This window comes from Stenotrophomonas sp. GD03877, assembly GCF_029840555.1.
Lineage (GTDB): Bacteria > Pseudomonadota > Gammaproteobacteria > Xanthomonadales > Xanthomonadaceae > Stenotrophomonas > Stenotrophomonas geniculata.
Genome location: NZ_JAOCCT010000007.1, coordinates 154,860 through 173,733 on the forward strand (window position 1 = coordinate 154,860; position 18,874 = coordinate 173,733).

General features: G+C 66.5%; 16 protein-coding genes. 7 read left to right on the top strand and 9 right to left on the bottom strand.

Annotated features, from left to right (window positions below; all coding sequences use genetic code 11):
* Positions 1-15: 15 nt before the first annotated feature.
* The 3 genes from N5D20_RS07760 to lpxH are packed head-to-tail and all read left to right on the top strand — an operon-like array spanning position 16 to position 2,484.
* A complete protein-coding gene (locus N5D20_RS07760) occupies positions 16-1,161 on the top strand; it encodes a glycosyltransferase family 1 protein (RefSeq protein WP_279914737.1) in 1,146 nt (381 codons plus the stop codon).
* Entirely contained in the window at positions 1,142-1,681 is a 540-nt protein-coding gene (locus N5D20_RS07765) for a phosphatase PAP2 family protein (protein ID WP_100447800.1), read from the top strand. Before N5D20_RS07760 ends, N5D20_RS07765 begins: the two co-directional genes overlap by 20 nt.
* Positions 1,682-1,737: 56 nt before the next feature.
* Positions 1,738-2,484 carry a UDP-2,3-diacylglucosamine diphosphatase gene (gene lpxH, locus N5D20_RS07770; RefSeq protein WP_010483930.1) on the top strand — a complete coding sequence of 249 codons (747 nt, stop codon included), beginning with the start codon at positions 1,738-1,740 and terminating at the stop codon, positions 2,482-2,484.
* An 87-nt stretch (positions 2,485-2,571) separates the two neighbouring features.
* On the opposite strand, the gene N5D20_RS07775 is transcribed toward lpxH, so the two are convergent.
* Positions 2,572-3,825 carry a zinc-dependent metalloprotease gene (locus tag N5D20_RS07775; protein ID WP_010483932.1) on the bottom strand — a complete coding sequence of 418 codons (1,254 nt, stop codon included), beginning with the start codon at positions 3,823-3,825 and terminating at the stop codon, positions 2,572-2,574.
* A 225-nt stretch (positions 3,826-4,050) separates the two neighbouring features.
* Here N5D20_RS07775 and N5D20_RS07780 point away from each other — a divergent pair, with 225 nt between their 5' ends.
* Positions 4,051-5,508, top strand: coding sequence for a DUF2235 domain-containing protein (locus tag N5D20_RS07780; RefSeq protein ID WP_279914738.1), 1,458 nt, complete (start codon positions 4,051-4,053; stop codon positions 5,506-5,508).
* 69 nt (positions 5,509-5,577) lie between these two features.
* On the opposite strand, the gene N5D20_RS07785 is transcribed toward N5D20_RS07780, so the two are convergent.
* From N5D20_RS07785 to N5D20_RS07810, 6 genes are all read right to left on the bottom strand, one after another.
* The gene (locus N5D20_RS07785) at positions 5,578-6,402 is read right to left on the bottom strand and encodes a ferritin-like domain-containing protein (protein ID WP_279914739.1); all 825 of its coding nucleotides are present in this window, start codon (positions 6,400-6,402) and stop codon (positions 5,578-5,580) included.
* Positions 6,403-6,411: 9 nt separating this feature from the next.
* Positions 6,412-7,878 (bottom strand): amidophosphoribosyltransferase, encoded by a 1,467-nt coding sequence (gene purF / locus N5D20_RS07790; protein WP_010483938.1) that lies wholly within the window; start codon positions 7,876-7,878, stop codon positions 6,412-6,414.
* A gap of 30 nt (positions 7,879-7,908) precedes the next feature.
* Positions 7,909-8,688, bottom strand: a complete 780-nt coding sequence (locus N5D20_RS07795) for a CvpA family protein (protein ID WP_019336370.1) — start codon at positions 8,686-8,688, stop codon at positions 7,909-7,911.
* Positions 8,689-8,734: 46 nt separating this feature from the next.
* Entirely contained in the window at positions 8,735-9,763 is a 1,029-nt protein-coding gene (locus tag N5D20_RS07800) for an SPOR domain-containing protein (RefSeq protein ID WP_279914741.1), read from the bottom strand.
* Between the two features lie 81 nt (positions 9,764-9,844).
* Positions 9,845-11,116, bottom strand: coding sequence for a bifunctional tetrahydrofolate synthase/dihydrofolate synthase (gene folC / locus N5D20_RS07805; protein WP_180836348.1), 1,272 nt, complete (start codon positions 11,114-11,116; stop codon positions 9,845-9,847).
* Between the two features lie 41 nt (positions 11,117-11,157).
* A complete protein-coding gene (locus N5D20_RS07810; protein WP_010483945.1) occupies positions 11,158-11,802 on the bottom strand; it encodes a histidine phosphatase family protein in 645 nt (214 codons plus the stop codon).
* 226 nt (positions 11,803-12,028) lie between these two features.
* Between N5D20_RS07810 and N5D20_RS07815 the strand changes: the two genes are divergently transcribed.
* Positions 12,029-12,652, top strand: a complete 624-nt coding sequence (locus N5D20_RS07815; RefSeq protein WP_049434025.1) for a hypothetical protein — start codon at positions 12,029-12,031, stop codon at positions 12,650-12,652.
* Between the two features lie 134 nt (positions 12,653-12,786).
* Here N5D20_RS07815 and N5D20_RS07820 read toward each other — a convergent pair whose 3' ends face one another.
* Positions 12,787-14,949: a S46 family peptidase gene (locus N5D20_RS07820; RefSeq protein ID WP_279914742.1), complete on the bottom strand. Its 2,163-nt coding sequence runs from the start codon at positions 14,947-14,949 to the stop codon at positions 12,787-12,789.
* 498 nt (positions 14,950-15,447) lie between these two features.
* Between N5D20_RS07820 and tdh the strand changes: the two genes are divergently transcribed.
* The gene (tdh, locus tag N5D20_RS07825) at positions 15,448-16,470 is read left to right on the top strand and encodes an L-threonine 3-dehydrogenase (RefSeq protein WP_010483949.1); all 1,023 of its coding nucleotides are present in this window, start codon (positions 15,448-15,450) and stop codon (positions 16,468-16,470) included.
* 180 nt (positions 16,471-16,650) lie between these two features.
* Here the strand turns inward: tdh and N5D20_RS07830 are convergent, their stop codons facing one another.
* Positions 16,651-17,346, bottom strand: coding sequence for a TorF family putative porin (locus tag N5D20_RS07830; protein ID WP_010483951.1), 696 nt, complete (start codon positions 17,344-17,346; stop codon positions 16,651-16,653).
* Between the two features lie 206 nt (positions 17,347-17,552).
* Between N5D20_RS07830 and kbl the strand changes: the two genes are divergently transcribed.
* Positions 17,553-18,761: a glycine C-acetyltransferase gene (gene kbl, locus N5D20_RS07835; protein ID WP_279914743.1), complete on the top strand. Its 1,209-nt coding sequence runs from the start codon at positions 17,553-17,555 to the stop codon at positions 18,759-18,761.
* Positions 18,762-18,874 lie beyond the last annotated feature (113 nt).

Genomic DNA, 18,874 nt, shown 5'->3' on the forward strand with positions numbered 1-18,874 from the left:
ACCCGGAGGCCCGCCATGCGCTATGCCATCGTCACCGAGACCTACCCGCCGGAAGTGAACGGCGTTGCCCTGACCGTGCAGGGCCTGGAGCAGGGACTGCGCACTTCCGGCCATGACATCGACCTGATCCGGCCACGCCAGGCCAGCGAAGCGCTGGACTCGGCGCCAGGCACGCTGCTGGTTCCGGGTGCCGCATTGCCACGCTACCCCGGCCTGCGCTTCGGCCTGCCTGCACCGATCCGGCTCAACCGCCACTGGCAGCAGCAGCGTCCCGATGCGGTCTACATCGCCACCGAAGGCCCGCTGGGCTGGTCGGCGCTGCGCACCGCGCGCCGCCTTGGCATTCCAGTCGCCAGTGGTTTCCACACCCGCTTCGACGAGTACCTGCCCGACTACGGCGTCGCCTGGCTGCAGGCCGCTGCGATGCGCTGGATGCGCCGGTTCCACAACCAGGCCGACGCAACGCTGGTACCCACCCGCGAACTGCAGCAGTTCCTCGGCGAACAGGGTTTCGAACGTGTACGCCTGCTGGCACGTGCGGTCGACAGCCAGCAGTTCGATCCGGGCCGGCGCGACCCGGGGCTGCGCGAGGAATGGGGCGTGGACGGCAATGGCCTGGTCGCGATCCATGTCGGCCGCATCGCCGCGGAAAAGAACCTTGGCCTGGCGGTGAGAGCCTTCCGGCGCCTGCAGCAGATCCGGCCCAAAGCCCGCTTCGTCTGGGTAGGTGATGGCCCGGCCCGCGAAAAACTGGCACATGAAAACCCGGATTTCATCTTCTGCGGCATCCAGCGCGGCGAGGCCCTGGCGCGGCATTTCGCCAGCGGTGACCTGTTCCTGTTTCCCAGCCGCAGCGAGACCTTCGGCAACGTGACCCTGGAAAGCATGGCCAGCGGCCTGGCCACCGTCGCTTTCGACTACGGTGCGGCCCGCGAATACCTGCGTGATGGCGAGAACGGCGCGGCCGTGGAAAACGATGAGCAGTTCATCGAGGCAGCCGTGCAGTTGGCCGCCGATGATGCACGGCGCCGCGAATTCGGCAGCAGCGCCGCGCGTGCGATGAAGCGCCTGCATCCACAGCAGGTGGTTGCCGAGTTCGATGCGCTGCTGTCCGAGCTGGCCCAGTCGCGGAGGAGAGGCCATGCGCACCACGCCGCTTGAGCTGTTGGCCGGCCGCGAGGCGCGGCTCTGCCGCCGGGCCAACCACTACTGCCGTCGTCGCCGCGTGCGTCGCCTGTTCTCGGTCATCAGCCGTCTCGGCGATGGCGTGTTCTGGTACGTGCTGATGGGCGCGCTGGTGCTGCTCGACGGCTTCGACGGACTGCGCGCCTCCGTGCACATGGCCGCCACCGGTCTGGCCGCGCTGCTGCTCTACAAAGGCCTCAAGCGCTGGACCCGGCGTCCCCGCCCGTATGCGGCCGATCTGCGCATCCGTGCCTGGGTGGCACCGCTGGATGAGTTCAGCTTCCCCTCCGGGCACACCCTGCACGCGGTGTCGTTCACCATCGTCGCGTTGCCCTACTACCCGTGGCTGGCACCGCTGCTGGTCCCGTTCACCTTCGGCGTCGCGCTGTCGCGGGTGGTGCTGGGCCTGCACTACCCGTCCGATGTACTGGCCGCCACCGGCATTGCCATCCTGCTGGCATCGGCCAGCCTGGCCTGGTTGCCGCTGCCGGTGTGATGGCCGCCACGCATGGCCCGGCGCTACCGTCATCGTTGATGGCCTAGAATGCAGGCATGACCACGCTGTTCATTTCCGACCTGCACCTGGACCCCAGCCGTCCGGAGATCACCGACCTGTTCCTGCGCTTCCTGCGCGAACAGGCGCCCGGCGCCGATGCGCTGTACATCCTAGGCGACCTGTTCGAAGCCTGGATCGGCGACGACACGCCCTCGCCCGCCGCCGATGCAGTGGCCGACGCGCTGAAGGTGCTCTCCGACAGCGGCGTGCCGGTGTATTTCATCCGCGGCAACCGCGACTTCCTGCTCGGCGAAGACTATGCGCGCCGTGCCGGCCTGCGCATCCTGCCCGACCCGTGCGTGATCGAGCTGTACGGTCGCCCGGTGCTGCTGCAGCACGGTGACCTGCTGTGCACGGACGACATCCCCTACCAGCAGTTCCGTGCACAGACGCGCGACCCGGCATTCCAGGCGCAGTTCCTGTCGCAGCCGCTGGCCGCACGCATCGCCTTCGCGCAGAAGGCACGCGACGCCAGCCAGGCCCGCCAGTCGGAAATGAAGCAGGGCGATCGTGCGCAGTTCGAGACCGTGACCGATGTGGCTCCGGCCGAAGTCGACGCCACCTTCGTGCGCCATGGCGTGGACACCATGATCCACGGCCACACCCATCGCCCGGCGGTGCACACGCTGCAGGCCGGTGGCCGCACCTGCAACCGCATCGTGCTGGGCGACTGGTACGAACAGGGATCGGTACTGCGCGTGGATGCCGGCGGCTGGTCGCTGGATACGCTCGCGCGCGAATGATGGATCGCAGGGTGCCAACCAAGGTTGGCATCTACCAGGGCAGGTGCACGCACCCGGGTAGACGCCGACCCCGGTCGGCGACTGGCTTCAGCGGAAGGCCGCGATGGTGGCCTTGGTATTGACCAGCACGCGCTGGTTGTCGGCGGTACTGGCATTGCCCATCGGGATGCCGTTGTAGCTGATGTTCGGGTTGGACCAGTAGTTCAGGCGCGGGCAACCGGCCGAGCAGTCATAGGCCATGATCGTGCGCCAGCGCGAACCGGAGGACGGCTCGTAGCGATAGCCGTGCCCATAGGCATAGGGCGACGTGCTGGGATCACTGGCGATATCGTGCCGCGCACTCTGCAGATGGCCGATCTCATGCGCGAAGGAGTAGTAGCCGGTCGCGCAATCCCAGTACACCGCCGCGAAGGCCGTCGATGCCGTCGAGCCGATGCCCGAGGCCAACCCGCAGTAGCTCGTGTTGTTGATCAGCAGGACGCCGACATCGGCCGCGGTGTTGTTGCGGCTGGTGTGGATGCTGTCCATGTAGCCGTCGCTGGTGTTGCGGAAGCGGGTCAGGTCGGTGGTGAAGTTGCCGGACTCGGTGTAGTTGGTGGTTTCATAGCCGGCCAGCTGCAGGGTGATGCCAACGTTGCTGTTGACGTAACCCTGGTTGGATTCGGCCACCGCCAGCTGCACCAGCGACTGCATGTTGCCGCCATAGGCCGTTACCGCTGCATTGGTCGCCACCACCAGCACGCGGATGGTGGCTGGGGTGCCGGACGAGGCCTGCGCGATGCCGATGCGGTCATTGTTGCCCATCGGGATTTTCGGCAGCTGGTTGTAGTCGGCCGGATGATCGGCCGGCATCCGCGATTCATCCACTTCCACCAGTACATGGCGGTTGCCCAGCGGACGCAGCCGGTAAAGCTTGCCGTCCTTGCGGATCGAGCCGGTGAGGGTGTTGCCCGAACGCACCAGGATCACTGAATTGCCAGGATCATCCTGACCGTTCGAAGTGGCGGCAGTCAGCCGATCGGACGGCGAGCGCAACTGGCCGTACCAGATGCTGCCGCCATCGGGCAGGGCTTCCACCTTGCTGCGCACCGCCTGCACGCGCTGGCCAAGCAGTTCGAACTCCAGTTGCGGCTGCGCGGTGGCAGCAGCGTCGACACGCACTTCCTGTACCGTCGCGGTGGACGGGGTGGCCAGCAGCTTGCCCAGCGCGGGCTCACTGTTTGCCGATGCCCGGCTGATGACCGTCACCGGCTCGAACAACGGTGCCGCATGCGCGGCCGCTGCCACCGACAAACCCAACACCAGGCCACCTGCCGCTTTGCCAATCGATCTGGACAACATTGCGTCGCTCCTTGAATGATGTGAACAGCGTTGATGCAGCACGCCCGGGTTTGCCGGGTCTGGCCATATGGCCTGCGCGGGTCGTGTGAATTCAATAGAAGATGGGAATGAAAATCAGGAACTGTGATCGACCGCATCTGCGTTAAGTAAGGTCAAAAGCGTCACTACACTTCGTCAATACACCGCTTTCGCGCTACCGTGACGCAGTCACGACGGGACATGCACATGGCACCATCGCAGGACACGGATGAAGATGTCGGCATGCTGCGGATTGGCCTGTTCTTCGATGGCACCCGCAACAACGCACACAACCTGGCACGCGGTCGCCCACAGGTTCCGCAGCCACGTCCGGCGCAGCTGCGCGCGGATGATGATTCGACCTACCAGAGCCGGCTGACCAGCAGCTACGACAACGGCCTGACCAACATCGCGCGCCTGCAGCAGCTGTATCCGGACAGCCGCCGCAATGCGATGGGCGCACCTTCGTTGTCGATCTATGTGGAGGGCGTGGGCACCCGCGATGATGCCGATGATGATCTGATCGGACTGGCCTTCGGTATCGGTGCCAGTGGCGTTCGTGCGAAAGTGCAGCGCGCGCTGCAGGTGCTGCTGCCGGCGGCACTGGCCGAGCTGTCCGCGCGCTGGCAGCGACCGTTGCGTGGCGTGCAGCTGGATCTGTTCGGCTATTCGCGCGGCGCTGCCGCGGCACGTGATATCGCCAACCAGCTGCAGGGCTGGGACAGCGCGCGCTGGCGCCAGCTGCTGCAGGGCGCCGGCCTGTCCTGCACTGCGGACTTCGCCCCCGCCACACCGGTGCTGCGCTTCATCGGACTGTTCGACAGCGTGGTCGCAGTCAATGGCGGCCGCGCCGATGAGCAGCCGCAGCTGGCCCTGCACAGCGGCATCGCCGGTCGCGTCGTGCAGCTCACTGCACGCGATGAACACCGCCAGCACTATCCGCTGACCAGCGTGGCGCCGCCATTCGCCGAGATCGCCCTGCCCGGTGTGCATGCCAACATCGGTGGTGGCTACAACCAGCTGGAGGAAGGCCCCAAGCTGCTCAGCCGACCGCGCCGGCAACAGTTGCGCCGCCCAGCGGTTGCCGACTACCAGGTCCCACCATTGGCGTTGCTGCAGGCCACCACGGCCTACGCTGAAACACAGGCCGATGCCGAACGCTGGCGGCAACAACTGGGCGTTGGGGAAAAAGAGATCTGGGTGGATGTCTGGCACCAGTGGCAGCAGCAGCGCCGTGCAGGCAGCCGCAGCGTACTGTTGTCACCGGTGCTGTATGTGACTGCCGCGGTGGTGCTGCGTCGGCGCATCGACTGGCGTTATCAACTGATCGCACTGCAGGTGATGCAGCAGCAGGCCATCGATGCCGGCGTGCAATGGACCGCCAATGCGGCCGGAGTTCCCGGCTGGGAGCTGCCGTCGGCCCTGCAGCCGATCGCACGCCGCCTGGTGGCCGGACAGCCGCTGACGCAGACACAGGAGGCGCTGCTGCGGCGGCGCTACCTGATGCAGTCAGCGCACTGGAACTTCGATGCACTGGGCGACACCGCACTGACCTACGCCGCCGATGCCGGCGTCAGCGAACTACCGTACCGGCCGGGTCCCGGCCTGTTCTACATCAACCGGCCGACCGTGGACGGCAAGCGCGTGGTGTTGCCGAATGCATAAGAAAAAGGGGACGGAGGGGATTAAGTCGTTTGTGGCATTAACGACTTAATCCCCTCCGTCCCCTTTTTCTCAACCCGCCTGCTCGACCAGGTTGGCGAGCTCATCCGCATCGAAACCAGCCAGCAGGCGCGCTTCCATGTTGAACGGCCCGTGCAGGTAGCCGCCGGCGTACTCCACCAGCAGTTCCTTGAAACGTGTGCGCGGTTCGACACCGGCGCGATCGCAGTACCAGCGGTACCAGCGCGAACCGGCAGCGACGTGCGCCACTTCCTCGCGCAGGATCACTTCCAGCACATCGGCGGTTTCGCCATCGCCGACATTGCGCAGCTTCTCGATCATGCCCGGCGTCACGTCCAGGCCGCGCGCCTCCAGCACGCGCGGCACCAGCGCCATGCGTGCCAGGCCATCGTGCGCGGTCTTTTCGCACATTTCCCACAGGCCGTTATGCGCTGGGAAATCGGCATAGTCGTGGCCATGCACCTGCAGGCGTTCGCGCAGCAGCATGAAGTGCCGCGATTCGTCGTCGGCACAGCTGACCCAGTCGGCATGGAATGCCGACGGCAGGCCGCGGAAGCGGTACACCGCATCCCAGGCCAGGTCGATCGCATTGAGTTCGATATGGGCGATGGCATGGATGAAGGCGGCCCGCCCTTCCACACCGCCCAGTCCGCGCCGCGGCACTTCGCGCGGGTGCACCAGCACAAGTTGCGCCGGCCGGCCCGGCATACGGATCGGCTCCGGCGGTAGCGCATCGGCGGCCACTCTCAGGCGACCGGCACGGAACGCAGCGGCGTAGGCCTGGGTCAGCGCAACCTTGCGCAGCGGGTTGGCTTCGGCCAGGCACTGCTGCGCGGCGCGCAGCAGGTCGCCACCAACGTCGGGCACGTCAACCACGCCTGGACCTCAGGCGCGGCGCTTGTGCTTGGCATCGTCCGAACGCAGCTGCTGGATGCGCTCGAAGTAGCCCGGCTCGATACCGGTCGGGTAGTGGCCGTTGAAGCAGGACGAATCGAAGTTGCGCAGCGCCGGGTTGCCCTCGCTCACTGCCGCTTCCATGTCTTCCAGATCCTGGTAGATCAGCCAGTCGCAGCCCAGGTGGGCTTCGATCTCTTCCACGCTGCGGTTGTGCGCGACCAGCTCTTCTGCAGCCGGCATGTCGATGCCGTAGATGTTCGGGTAGCGCACCGGCGGCGCCGCGCTGGCCAGGTAGACCTTGCGTGCGCCTGCATCACGGGCCATCTGCACGATCTGCTGGCTGGTGGTGCCGCGCACGATCGAGTCGTCCACCAGCAGCACCACGCGGTTGCGGAACTCCAGGTGGATCGGATTGAGCTTGCGGCGCACCGACTTCACGCGCTCGCCCTGCCCCGGCATGATGAAGGTGCGGCCGATGTAGCGGTTCTTGATGAAGCCTTCGCGGTACTTCACCCCGAGCACGTTGGAGATCTCCAGCGCGGCGTCGCGCGAGGTATCCGGGATCGGGATGATGGTGTCGATGTCGTGGTCCGGGCGCAGGCGCAGGATCTTCTCGCCCAGCTTGATGCCCATGCGCATGCGCGCCTTGTGCACCGACACGTTGTCGATCATCGAATCCGGGCGTGCGAAGTACACGTACTCGAAGATGCACGGGGTGTGCTCGGCCGGCTCGGCGCAGATCTCAGAGAACAGCTCGCCACGCGCGGTGATCACCAGCGCTTCGCCCGGCTGCACGTCACGCACGCGCTGGAAGCCCAGCACGTCCAGCGCGGCCGACTCGGAAGCGACGATGTATTCGTCACCTTCGGCGTGGCTGCGCTTGCCCAGCACCAGCGGACGGATGCCATGCGGATCGCGGAAAGCCACCAGGCCCAGGCCCAGCACCACGCTGACCACCGCATAGCCGCCCTTGCAGCGGCGGTGCACGCCAGCCACGGCACGGATGGCCGCTTCCGGGCTGAGCTGGCGCTGCTGCTCCAGTTCGTAGGCGAACACGTTCAACAGCACTTCGCTGTCCGAATCGGTATTGACGTTGCGCCGGTCCTGTTCGAACACCTGCTGGCGCAGCGCCTCGGTGTTGATCAGGTTGCCGTTGTGGGCCAGCGCGATGCCGTACGGCGAGTTGACGTAGAACGGCTGTGCCTCGTCCATGCCTTCCGAACCGGCGGTCGGGTAGCGCACATGGGCGATGCCGACGCTGCCTTCCAGGGTGGACATGGTGCGGGCATCGAACACATCGCGGACCAGGCCGGTGGCCTTCTGCACCCGCAGGCGGCTGCCATTGACGGTGGCGATGCCTGCTGCGTCCTGGCCGCGATGCTGGAGGACGGTCAAGCCGTCATACAACTGCCCGGCGACGTTCTGGTTGCCGACGATTCCGACGATGCCACACATGGTGCGAAGTCTCCGCTGGGCTTTGCCCAGTTACAAGGAAGGTGGCCGTACCTGGCCGCGGTGGTCGCCGCGCGCGCGGTCGACATTGGCCGGATCGCCCGGCTCGATACTGTCCGGCAGTGCTGGGGCGTCCGGACGCACTTCGGCCGGATCGTAGGAATCGCCCTGTTCCGCTTTCGCAGGCCGCAGCCATCCGCTGCCTGCCACTACCTGGTTGAGGATGCCATTATCGCCTGCCGCGCCCGGCTTTCCCAACCCGGCGCCTGCGTTCTTCCCCAACTCCATCAATGCAGATGGGGACAGGGCGTCGGTCGGCAAGCCCTTGGGCAGCAGATCGGCGCCGGGAACCTCCCAGTGCGGCAGCTTGCTGTTCATCCAGGCAACGGTGGGGTTCAGCAGTGGGCGCACCGCCGAACGCTGCCAGGAGGGCTCGGCGGTCAGCGGGGTGAAACTGCCCAGCAGCAGCAGGATCGCGGCGATCAGGCCGCCCCGCACAGCGCCCAGCACCCCGCCCAGCAGGCGGTCCAGGCTGGTCAGCATGCTGCGATGGACCAGGGCCTTGATGACCATGCCGATCACCGCGACCACGATCATCACGCCGATGCCGACCCCCAGGTAGCCACCGACGAAGTGTTCGCCACCGGGGGCCGCCGGGGCGGCCCACCAATGGGCGGCATCATTGCCGAAGGCGAAGGCCGCCCACGCGGCCAGCAGCCACGACAGGGTGCCGATGACGATTCCCACAAAGCCGCGCAGCATCCCCAGCAGGGTGGAGGCGGCGATCACGATCAGCAGCACCACGTCGATCATGGCGCCCCGCTCCTTCGGCGGCGCTGGCAACGGGGCTGCGCGTGGGTCATGGGTGCGGTCGCACCATGCCGGCCACGCCGACCTTGGCGGCGACCTGCGCCTTCAGCTGCTCGGCATCGGCGCGGTTGGCCACCGGCCCGACGCGGACGCGATGCAGGGTGCCCTTGTCCGTGCGCACCTGTTCAACGAACGCGCTGAAACCGGCGGCGCGGACCTTGTCGCGCAGGGCATTGGCATCGTTGGCCTGACCGAACGCGCCCAGCTGCACGGCAAAGCCGACGCTGCTGGCAGCCGGTGCCGCCGGTGTGGCTGGCACCGTCGCCGGCTTGCTGGCGGTGGCCTCCGGCTTCGGCTCGGGCTTCGGCGCAGGCTTCGGCGGTTCCGGCCTGGCGGCCGGGGTGGTCGTTGCGGTCGGCGTACTCGGCGGCAGGCTTTCGCTGCGGACCGGGTTGCTGCTGGCCGACGGCGCAGTGGCTGCGGACGGGGTGCTGGCGCTCGGCGTAGCGGGTGACGGGGTGGCCGCGACCGGGGCACTGCTGCCGGCCGCCGCGTCCAGGGTGATCACTTCGGCCTTCACATCCGCCCGGATCTTCACCGCCTGCAGGCGGGCCGCCTCGGCCTGGGCGCGGTCGGCATACGGCCCGACCCGCACACGCCAAGCCTGACGGCCGCCGATGGTGGCGGTTTCAGTGAAGCCCGGCAGCTGCGAGCGCTTCAGGTAGGCGATCACGGCATCGGCGTCGGCCTTGCTGCCGTAGGCACCGAAGGTAACCGCATAGTTGCCGGCGGCGACCGCCGGCGACGTGTCCACGGTCGGCGGCGTGGCAGGCGCTGCGGCCTCCGCAAGCGGTTTGGCCTGGCCGGTCTGCAGCCCCGTGGCACCGCCCGCCGGGGCCACCAGCGGCAGTTCACGGGTTTCGAACTGGCCATCGGCCGGTGCATCCGGCGCGGCGATCGGCACATTGGCGACGCCGCTGTCCGGTGCCGGTCCCTTGACCAGCATCGGCAGGAAAATCACGGCCAGTGCCACCAGCACGATGGCACCAATCAGACGCTGTTTCAGAGGCGTATCCACGTGAGGCAGGCAACTGTCCGGAGATTGCCATCGATTATACGGGTGCCGGACCGGACGGCGTCGGTGTTGGCTGAACGCGTATCAGGCGGCGTCCTGCAGCCATTGCAGGGCGGCGGCGGCGGTATGGAAGGAGCCGAACACCAGTACCCGGTCCCCACGTTCGGCCTGGGCCAGTGTCTGCGCCAGCGCCTGTTCGACGCTGTCAGCCAGCGCCGCCGTGGCGGCGGCCGTGCCGGCCAGGCGTGCCTGCAGCTGGGCGGCGCTCTGCCCGCGCGGGCCTTCCAGCCCGGCCAGGGTCCACTCGCCCACCACGTCCTCCAGCGCCTGCACCACACCCGCTGCGTCCTTGTCCTGCAGCGCGGCGTACACCGCCAGGGTGCGCCCGGCCGAGACCTCGGCTTTCAGCGCACGCGCGAGCTGGCCCGCGGCCTGCGGGTTGTGGCCCACGTCCACACGGATCTGCACGCCGTCGCGCTCGAATGCCTGCAGCCGGCCGGAAATGCGCGCCGCCGCGACACCGGCAGCCCACGCCGCGCGCGGCACCGGCTTGTCCAGCGCGCGCAGCGCGGCGATGGCGGCGCCGGCGTTGGCCAGCTGGATCGGGCCGGCCAGCGCCGGGGTCGGCAGTTCCATGCGCAGGCCGACGTCGCGCCAGCGCCAGCGCTGGGCATCGATCGGCTCGTAGAAATAATCGCTGCCGCCACGGATCGCGTTGGCACCCACCAGATAGGCACGTGCGAGCACGCTGGACGGCGGATCGGTCTCGCCCAGAATCACCGGCTTCCAGCCACGGATGATGCCGGCCTTCTCGGTGCCGATCGCTTCGCGGTCCTCGCCCAGCCACTCGGCATGGTCGATGTCCACGGTGGTGATCACCGCCACGTCGGCATCGACGATGTTGACCGCATCAAGGCGGCCACCCAGGCCCACTTCCAGTACCGCCAGATCCAGCCCGGCGTCGGTGAACAACTGCAGCGCGGCCAGCGTGCCGTACTCGAAATAGGTCAGCGTGGTCTCGCCCCGCGCGGCCTCGATGGCGTTGAACGCAGCGACCAGCGCGGCATCGTCCACGTCCTGGCCGTCGATGCGCACGCGCTCGTTGTAGCGCAGCAGATGCGGCGAGGTGTACGCGCCGACCTTCCAGCCGGCGGCGCGCGCGATGGCCTCGATGAAGGCCACGGTGGAACCCTTGCCGTTGGTACCACCGACCACGATGGTGCGCTTGGCCGGCGCGCCCAGGCCCATCGCCGTAGCCACGGCGCGCACGCGCTCCAGGCCCATGTCGATGGTCGCCGGGTGCTGGCGTTCAATGTAATCCAGCCAATCGGCCAGGGTGGTCGGGGTGTTCGTCACGGCAATGCTTCCAGCAGGTACAGGTGGTTCGGTGTGGCGGGTCAGAGTGCGCGGTGCTTGGCTTCGCCGAAGAACGGCGTGTGGTGGGCGCAGTCGTTCAGGCGCACCACTTCCAGGCTGTCCAGGTCGGCGCCTTCGAGCAGGTTGAGCGTGGTCGGTGCCTGGCGGAAGGTCCACAGGCGGGAAATCGGCAGGCCCAGGACCTTGCACAGGATCACGCGGTTGACCGCGTCATGCGCGACCACCAGCAGGGTGTCGTGCTCGCCGAGGCCTTCGGTGGCACGGGCCAGGCCACGCCAGCTGCGTTCCAGCACCAGGCGCAGCGATTCGCCGCCGGGCATCAGCACGGTATCCGGTTCCTCGCGCCAGGCCTGCAGGCGCGACGGATCCTTTTCGTTGATTTCGCTGGCCAGCAGGCCTTCCCATTCGCCGTGGGCGATTTCCTGCAGCTCCGGCTCGGTCAGCAGCATGTCGGCGCGGGCGGCGCCAAGCGCCAGCTGCGCGGTGCGCTGCGCGCGCGACAGCGGCGAGGCAACGGCACGGGTGATGTCCACCGAGGCCAAGCGGGCGCCAAGCGCCTGAGCCTGGGCTTCACCGATCGGCGAAAGCGGAATATCGATCTGGCCTTGGTAGCGGCCTTCGGCGTTCCACGGCGTTTCGCCGTGGCGGGCAAGCAGGATGCGCATGCGTGCAAGGGGTCCTGGGGGGAGGAGGTTTCCGCGTTTCGTTCACATCCTGTGAAGTACGCGGAACAGGGATGATACCTGTTCGGCGCACCGGGCCGGGCAGCTAGGGATGCTGTGCAACCAACGACGTCGAAGCGGACAGCCACGTTCACTTTGCAATATGCAACTAATCTGATGGCATTGCTGGCACCCGACGTCCACGCTTGGAGCCTTTGCGGGCCGATCAATGTCCAATCGCTCCTATCTGTGCTGCAGCCCCCTGCCGGGCATCTATCCCAGCTTCGCCGTCGACTACGATTCCGACGTGCAGACACTGGCAAACGATGTCTACTGCATACCGCTGCTGTGGCCGGCGCTTTTTACACCCGAGGATTTCCAGCGGGCTGATTTCGAAGTCGATGGCGAAGTTGTGATCGGACAGGCACCTTCGGCACCCAAACAGAAAGTGCTCGAAACCCTTCGGCGCCGCCGCACAGGCGTCGTCCAGGCATTCAAGGGTATCGGTGATCTTGCTCCGTACGTGAACATGCTCGAGCGGGTGATTGAAGACGCACCGTATGAGTTCATTTCAATCGAAATGGACGAAATTGCCGCCCTGAACGATCCCGAGGAAGAGTTCTATGAAGCGTTCGAGCGCTTGTTGTCCGGATTGGATGCACCGGACGAAGACGTTTGCGAACAGCTGATCGCGCTGGCTGCAATGGAACACTGCTGGCCTATCCCATCCGTCCGCCTGCATCTCGACGGCCTTGAGGGCTCGGAAGATGACTACTGGAATCACTGCCGGGTGCTCGGAGCGGGCAGCGATGTGTCGGGAATGGGGCGCCCGGTTCCCTGGGAAACCGCTTAGGGCTGCTGACAAAAAACCCCGCGACAGACGTCGCGGGGTTTCAGTATTGCAGTAGATCCACGCCATGCGTGGATGCACCGCCCGGCAGTGTCTGCAGGCGTTGCCGGCCAGCGGCCGGCACTACCGCAACCGGTTTACTTCGCCAGGTTCAGTTCCTTCAACAGCTGCGGCGCCGGCGCCACTTCCTGCATGATCCACTGCATGTAGCGGCTGTCGACGGCGATCATGCGGGTCATCACCGGATCGAACACCCAGTTGGAGCTGACCGATTCCCAGTTGCCATCGAATGCCAGGCCGACCAGCTTGCCGTTGGCGTCCAGCACCGGCGAACCCGAGTTGCCGCCGGTGATGTCCAGGTTGGACAGGAAGTTCACCGGCACCGAACCAAGGCGCTTGTCTTCCAGGCCGCCATAGCGCTTGGCCTTGACCGCGTCGAGCAGCGCCTTCGGCGAATCGAACGGATCTTCGCCGGTTTCCTTCGCCGCTACGCCTTCCAGGGTGGTGAACGGGGTGTACTTCACGCCGTCCTTGCCATAGCCCATGACGTTGCCGAAGGTGATGCGCAGCGACAGGTTGGCGTCCGGGTAGACGAACTCACCCTGGCTCTTCTTGTAGTCGGCCACGGCCTGCAGGTACAGCGGACGCGCGGTCAGCGATTCGCCTTCGCGGATCTTCTTCTGCTCTTCCTGCTTCAGCAGTGCCGGCATGACGGCCACGGCGTACTGGATGGCCGGATCGCTGCTGGCTTCAAACGCGGCGCGGTCGGCCTTGAACCACTTCAGGCGGGTGTCCAGGCTGCCCAGCTCGGTGCCGCCCAGCTTGGCCACCAGCGACTTCACCGCAGCGGCATCGCTGCCGGCCAGCCACTTGTTCAGCACTTCGTTGTCACGCTGCGCGGCCGGCAGGGCCACGTACTGCTCCAGCCAGTAGGCCTGCAGCTGCTGGTCCATCTTCGCCACATAGCGGCGGTCCATCTGCTTGAGGCCACCTTCGATGGTGGTCAGGTCGCGTTCCTGGTAACCGGCTTCGCGCTCGGCATCCGGCTTGCTGCGCTCGATCGACAGGCGGTACAGGGTGATCGCTGCGCCAACGGCCGAGGTGTTGTTGAACTGACCGACGAACAGGTCGCGTTCGCGGGTCGACTTGCTGGTATCCAGATGCTTGAGCAGCTGTGCGTGTGCGGCCAGCGCCGGCTTGCCGGCAGCGCCCTGTTTCTTCAGCCACGCCAGCACGGCGGCTTCTTCAGCCTGCTTCTGTCCGGCCGCGTCGATGCGCTTGAAGCCTTCCAGCTGGCCCAGGTAGTTCTTGGCCACGTTGTTCATGCTGGCGGCGGTGGCGGCGTACTTCACCTTGACGTCGGCGTCGGCCTTGCCGGCGTCGGCGATCATCTTCAGCACCGCGTTGTAGTGCTTGGCGATGGTCGGGTAGGTGAAGCTGGCGGTTTCGTTGAACTCACCGGCCAGTGCGTAGCGGTTGGTGCGGCCCGGGTAGCCGGCCACCATCACGAAGTCGTCGGCGCCCAGCGGCTGGTCGGCGAACTTCAGGAAGTGCTTGGGCTGGTACGGCACGTTGTCGGCGGCGAAGGCGGCCGGCTTGCCGTCCTTGCCCACGTAGGCGCGGTAGAACGAGAAATCGCCGGTGTGGCGCGGCCACATCCAGTTGTCGACGTCGCCGCCGAACTTGCCGACGCTGCCCGGGGGCGCGTAGACCAGGCGCACGTCCTTGATTTCCATGTTGCGGAACAGGCGGTAGGTGTTGCCGCCGGAGAAGCTGTACAGGCGGCAGCGGAAGCCGGCGTCGGCTTCACAGGCGGCAACCTGGGCCTTGTCGAAGGCGTCCAGCGCGCGGCTGCGGGCCAGCGGGTCGTTGCCGGCGGCAGCGATGGCGGCCTTGGCCTGGGTGGTGACGTCGGTGATCTGGTCGAGCACGAACACGCGGGCGTTCGGGCCGGCGCTCAGTTCGTCCTTCAGGGTCGGCGCGTTGAAGCCGTCCTTGATCAGGTTCTTCTGCGCGGTCGAATTCAGCTGGATGGCGCCATAAGCGCAGTGGTGGTTGGTGACCACCAAGCCCTGCGGCGAGACAAAGCTGGCGGTGCAGCCGCCGAGGGCGACGACCGCACCCATCGGGTCGCCGGTCAGGTTGGCCAGCTGTTCCGGGGACAGCTTCAGGCCGGCCTTCTGCAGCGGGCCGGCGATTTCCGGCAGCTGCTGCGGCACCCACATGCCTTCAGCGGCATGGGCGACCTGGGCCAGCCCGAGGCTGGCGACGATGGAGAATGCAAGCAGGTTCGAGCGCATGGAGCGGCCCCTGGTAGTGGAACCTTCGATTGTAGCCCGCCGCCCTGCCCCGGCCCGAACCCCGGAAGTCATGCAATCGGATGCTTCCATCGTTCAGCGTCTCCACTGCGATCGGACGGAGGCGGGAGGCCAGGCCGATGCAGGACACGCCGTAAACCCCGCTCCGCGGCCCGGCCCAGCCGCTGGCGGCTGTGCGTTCTGGCGCTTGCGAAGCAGTGCTTCGCAAGCAAAGCGCCCTCACCCATGGGGGCTCGATCGCGCCATCCATGGCGCTCACGGTCCTGCATCGGCCTGGCCTCCCGTCTCCCGACAATTGCCTGGCCTCGGACGGTAGCGCCGGGCCATGCCCGGCGAGTGCAGCGGCCACGTTCGAAACGCCCGCCGGCGCACGCCTTTCGTTCCACCACTGCACCCGCAGCGCAACATGGGAAATCCGTGCGGCACCCTATAATCCGCGCTTTCCCCCTGATGAGTTCCACCTCGATGGCGCAGCAAACGATGAAGGCCCTGGTCAAGCGCGAAGCGGCCAAGGGCATCTGGCTGGAAGAAGTTCCGGTTCCGACCCCGGGCCCGAACGAGGTCCTGATCAAGCTGGAGAAGACCGCGATCTGCGGCACCGACCTGCACATCTACCTGTGGGACGAGTGGAGCCAGCGCACCATCAAGCCGGGCCTGACCATCGGCCACGAATTCGTCGGTCGCGTCGCCGCACTCGGCTCGGCCGTGACTGGCTATGAAATCGGCCAGCGCGTCTCGGCCGAAGGCCACATCGTCTGCGGCCACTGCCGCAACTGCCGTGGCGGCCGCCCGCACCTGTGCCCCAACACCGTCGGCATCGGCGTCAACGTCAACGGCGCCTTCGCCGAATACATGGTGATGCCGGCCAGCAACCTGTGGCCGATCCCGGACCAGATCCCGTCGGAGCTGGCTGCGTTCTTCGACCCGTACGGCAACGCCGCGCACTGTGCGCTGGAGTTCAACGTGATCGGCGAGGACGTGCTGATCACCGGTGCCGGCCCGATCGGCATCATCGCCGCCGGCATCTGCAAGCACATCGGTGCACGCAACGTGGTGGTGACCGACGTCAACGACTTCCGCCTGAAGCTGGCCGCCGACATGGGCGCCACCCGCGTGGTCAACGTGGCCAACCAGTCGCTGAAGGACGTGATGAAGGAGCTGCACATGGAGGGCTTCGACGTGGGCCTGGAAATGAGCGGCAACCCGCGTGCGTTCAACGACATGCTCGACTGCATGTACCACGGCGGCAAGATCGCCATGCTCGGCATCATGCCCAAGGGCGCCGGCTGCGACTGGGACAAGATCATCTTCAAGGGCCTGACCGTGCAGGGCATCTACGGCCGCAAGATGTACGAGACCTGGTACAAGATGACCCAGCTGGTGCTGTCCGGTTTCCCGCTCGGCAAGGTGATGACCCACCAGCTGCCGATCGATGATTTCCAGAAGGGCTTCGACCTGATGGAAGAAGGCAAGGCCGGCAAGGTCGTGTTGAGCTGGAATTGACCCTTCGGGTCAATTCCCCCGCATGTTTCCTTATCCCCGCGCCTTTGGCGCGCCCCCTTGAACATCAAGGGGGCTCTCCTCAAGTCGGGATCAGGAACGCTGCGGAATTGAAAAAGGCGCCCGATGGGCGCCTTTTTCGTAAAGCGTGCCAGGCAAGGCTGGCCCCTGCCGAAGCAAGGGTTATTTGCCCACGGCCACGCTTAGCATGACACGGCTGTGGGCCAGCTTGCCCGAATTGTCGCGGCCGTTGCCGTCGGTGCCGTAGTAGCCCAGGCCGACGTTGAACAGGCCGAACTGGCGCGCGACGCCGACGTTCCAGTCGGTGTAGTCCTTGGCGATGCCGTCCTCGAAGGTGCTGCGACCGACGTTGGCATTCAGGGTGAAGTCCTTCGGCAGGCCCCAGCTGCCGCCCAGGCCGAAGTACCAGCCATCGGTACTGCTGTTCCAGACATCGTTGGTGTAGGCCACCGTCAGCTTGTAGGTGTCATCCAGCGTGGTGGTGGTGATCAGCTCGTTGTAGTTCTGGTGGCTGGACTTCAGGTAGGTATAGCGGTTCAACAGCACATCGACGTTCACGCGCTCGGTGACATCCACGCCGTAGCCGATCAGGTAATCGACCTCGGTCTTCGGGTCACCCGCACCAAAGTCCACACCCGAGCCCCACACGCCGGCATACAGGCCAACCGGGCTGGTGTAGGTGAAACCGGCCTGCAGGGTCGGATCCTCGTCGGTCTGCGACACACCACGGAACAGGTAATCGGAAACGGCGGTGACGTTCCAGCTGTACGGCGATTCGTTTTCCTGGGCGCTGGCGGCGAACGGGGCGGCCAGGGTCAGGGCAGCGGCAATGGCGAGGCAGGCACGGGCGTGCTTCATGAGCGTCTCCGGTGGGGGCGGTGGCGTGGAAGGCGGGGAGCAGGCGTAGCGGCCGGAGCGGGACAGCTCCGGTTCACGAATTTTTAACCAGTTTGCTATTGCGATGCAACATGTGCCGGCCGTGGCGATGCTCCAGCCGGGCCGGTCGGCACGCGGCGATGCCCGGTAGAATCAGCGGTTTCCCCGTTCAGAGCCGTGCCCACGCCATGACCGACGCTTCCTCCGCCCTGACCCGCCACTACGCTGAGGAACTGGACGCCATCCGCGCCCAGGGCCTGTTCAAGTCCGAACGGATCATCACCAGCCCGCAGTCGGCCGAGATCACCCTTGAGGACGGCCGCAAGGTGCTGAACTTCTGTGCGAACAACTACCTCGGCCTGGCCGACCATCCGGACCTGATCCAGGCCGCCAAGGATGCGCTGGATACCCACGGCTTCGGCATGGCCTCGGTGCGCTTCATCTGCGGTACCCAGGACCTGCACAAGCAGCTGGAGAAGCAGATCGCCGACTTCTTCGGCAAGCAGGACACCATCCTGTATGCGGCCTGCTTCGACGCCAACGGCGGCCTGTTCGAGCCGCTGCTCGGCGAGAACGACGCGATCATTTCCGATGCGCTGAACCACGCCTCGATCATCGACGGCGTGCGCCTGTGCAAAGCCAAGCGCTTCCGCTACGCCAACTGCGACATGGCCGACCTGGAAGCGCAGCTGCAGGCTGCCGATGCCGCCGGCTGCAAGACCAAGCTGATCACCACCGACGGCGTGTTCTCGATGGACGGCTTCATCGCCCCGCTGGACGAGATCACCGCGCTGGCGAAGAAGTACAACGCGCTGGTCCACATCGACGAATGCCATGCCACCGGCTTCCTCGGTGCCAGCGGCCGCGGCTCGGCCGAAGTGAAGGGCGTGCTGGAGAAGATCGACATCATCACCGGCACCCTGGGCAAGGCCATGGGCGGCGCGCTGGGCGGCTTCACCTGCGCCAGCGCCGAGGTGATCGAGCTGCTGCGCCAGCGCTCGCGCCCCTACCTGTTCTCCAACTCGCTGCCGCCGCACGTGGTCGCCGCCGGCATCAAGGCCTTCGAGATGCTGGCCGCCGCTGACGACCTGCGCGACACATTGGCGCAGAACACCACCTACTTCCGCGAAAAGATGACCGCTGCAGGTTTCGACGTGAAGCCGGGCGTGCACCCGATCAGCCCGGTGATGCTGTACGACGCCCCGCTGGCGCAGAAGTTCGCCGAGCGCCTGCTGGAAGAAGGCATTTACGCGATCGGCTTCTTCTTCCCGGTGGTGCCCAAGGGCCAGGCCCGCATCCGCACCCAGATCAGCGCCGCGCACACGCGTGAGCACCTGGACCGCGCCATCGATGCGTTCACCCGCATCGGTGTCGAGCTGGGCGTGATCAAGGGCTGATCGCCCCGGGGTCGGATCCCCACGGGTAGCGCCGGGCCATGCCCGGCGGTTTCCCGATAGCCGCGCTATGCGCTCGCCGGGCACGGCCCGGCGCTACCGAAATGACGCGCGAC

What these genes read in the sequence shown, in the direction of transcription:
- N5D20_RS07810 (WP_010483945.1), bottom strand. Translation starts at nt 11,802, where the DNA reads ATGCGCATCCTGCTTGCCCGCCACGGCGAAACGCCGTGGAACGCCGAA.
- tdh (WP_010483949.1), top strand. Translation starts at nt 15,448, where the DNA reads ATGAAGGCCCTGGTCAAGCGCGAAGCGGCCAAGGGCATCTGGCTGGAA.
- N5D20_RS07780 (WP_279914738.1), top strand. Translation starts at nt 4,051, where the DNA reads ATGGCACCATCGCAGGACACGGATGAAGATGTCGGCATGCTGCGGATT.
- purF (WP_010483938.1), bottom strand. Translation starts at nt 7,878, where the DNA reads ATGTGTGGCATCGTCGGAATCGTCGGCAACCAGAACGTCGCCGGGCAG.
- lpxH (WP_010483930.1), top strand. Translation starts at nt 1,738, where the DNA reads ATGACCACGCTGTTCATTTCCGACCTGCACCTGGACCCCAGCCGTCCG.
- kbl (WP_279914743.1), top strand. Translation starts at nt 17,553, where the DNA reads ATGACCGACGCTTCCTCCGCCCTGACCCGCCACTACGCTGAGGAACTG.
- N5D20_RS07815 (WP_049434025.1), top strand. Translation starts at nt 12,029, where the DNA reads ATGTCCAATCGCTCCTATCTGTGCTGCAGCCCCCTGCCGGGCATCTAT.
- N5D20_RS07765 (WP_100447800.1), top strand. Translation starts at nt 1,142, where the DNA reads ATGCGCACCACGCCGCTTGAGCTGTTGGCCGGCCGCGAGGCGCGGCTC.
- N5D20_RS07830 (WP_010483951.1), bottom strand. Translation starts at nt 17,346, where the DNA reads ATGAAGCACGCCCGTGCCTGCCTCGCCATTGCCGCTGCCCTGACCCTG.
- N5D20_RS07795 (WP_019336370.1), bottom strand. Translation starts at nt 8,688, where the DNA reads ATGATCGACGTGGTGCTGCTGATCGTGATCGCCGCCTCCACCCTGCTG.
- N5D20_RS07820 (WP_279914742.1), bottom strand. Translation starts at nt 14,949, where the DNA reads ATGCGCTCGAACCTGCTTGCATTCTCCATCGTCGCCAGCCTCGGGCTG.
- N5D20_RS07775 (WP_010483932.1), bottom strand. Translation starts at nt 3,825, where the DNA reads ATGTTGTCCAGATCGATTGGCAAAGCGGCAGGTGGCCTGGTGTTGGGT.
- N5D20_RS07760 (WP_279914737.1), top strand. Translation starts at nt 16, where the DNA reads ATGCGCTATGCCATCGTCACCGAGACCTACCCGCCGGAAGTGAACGGC.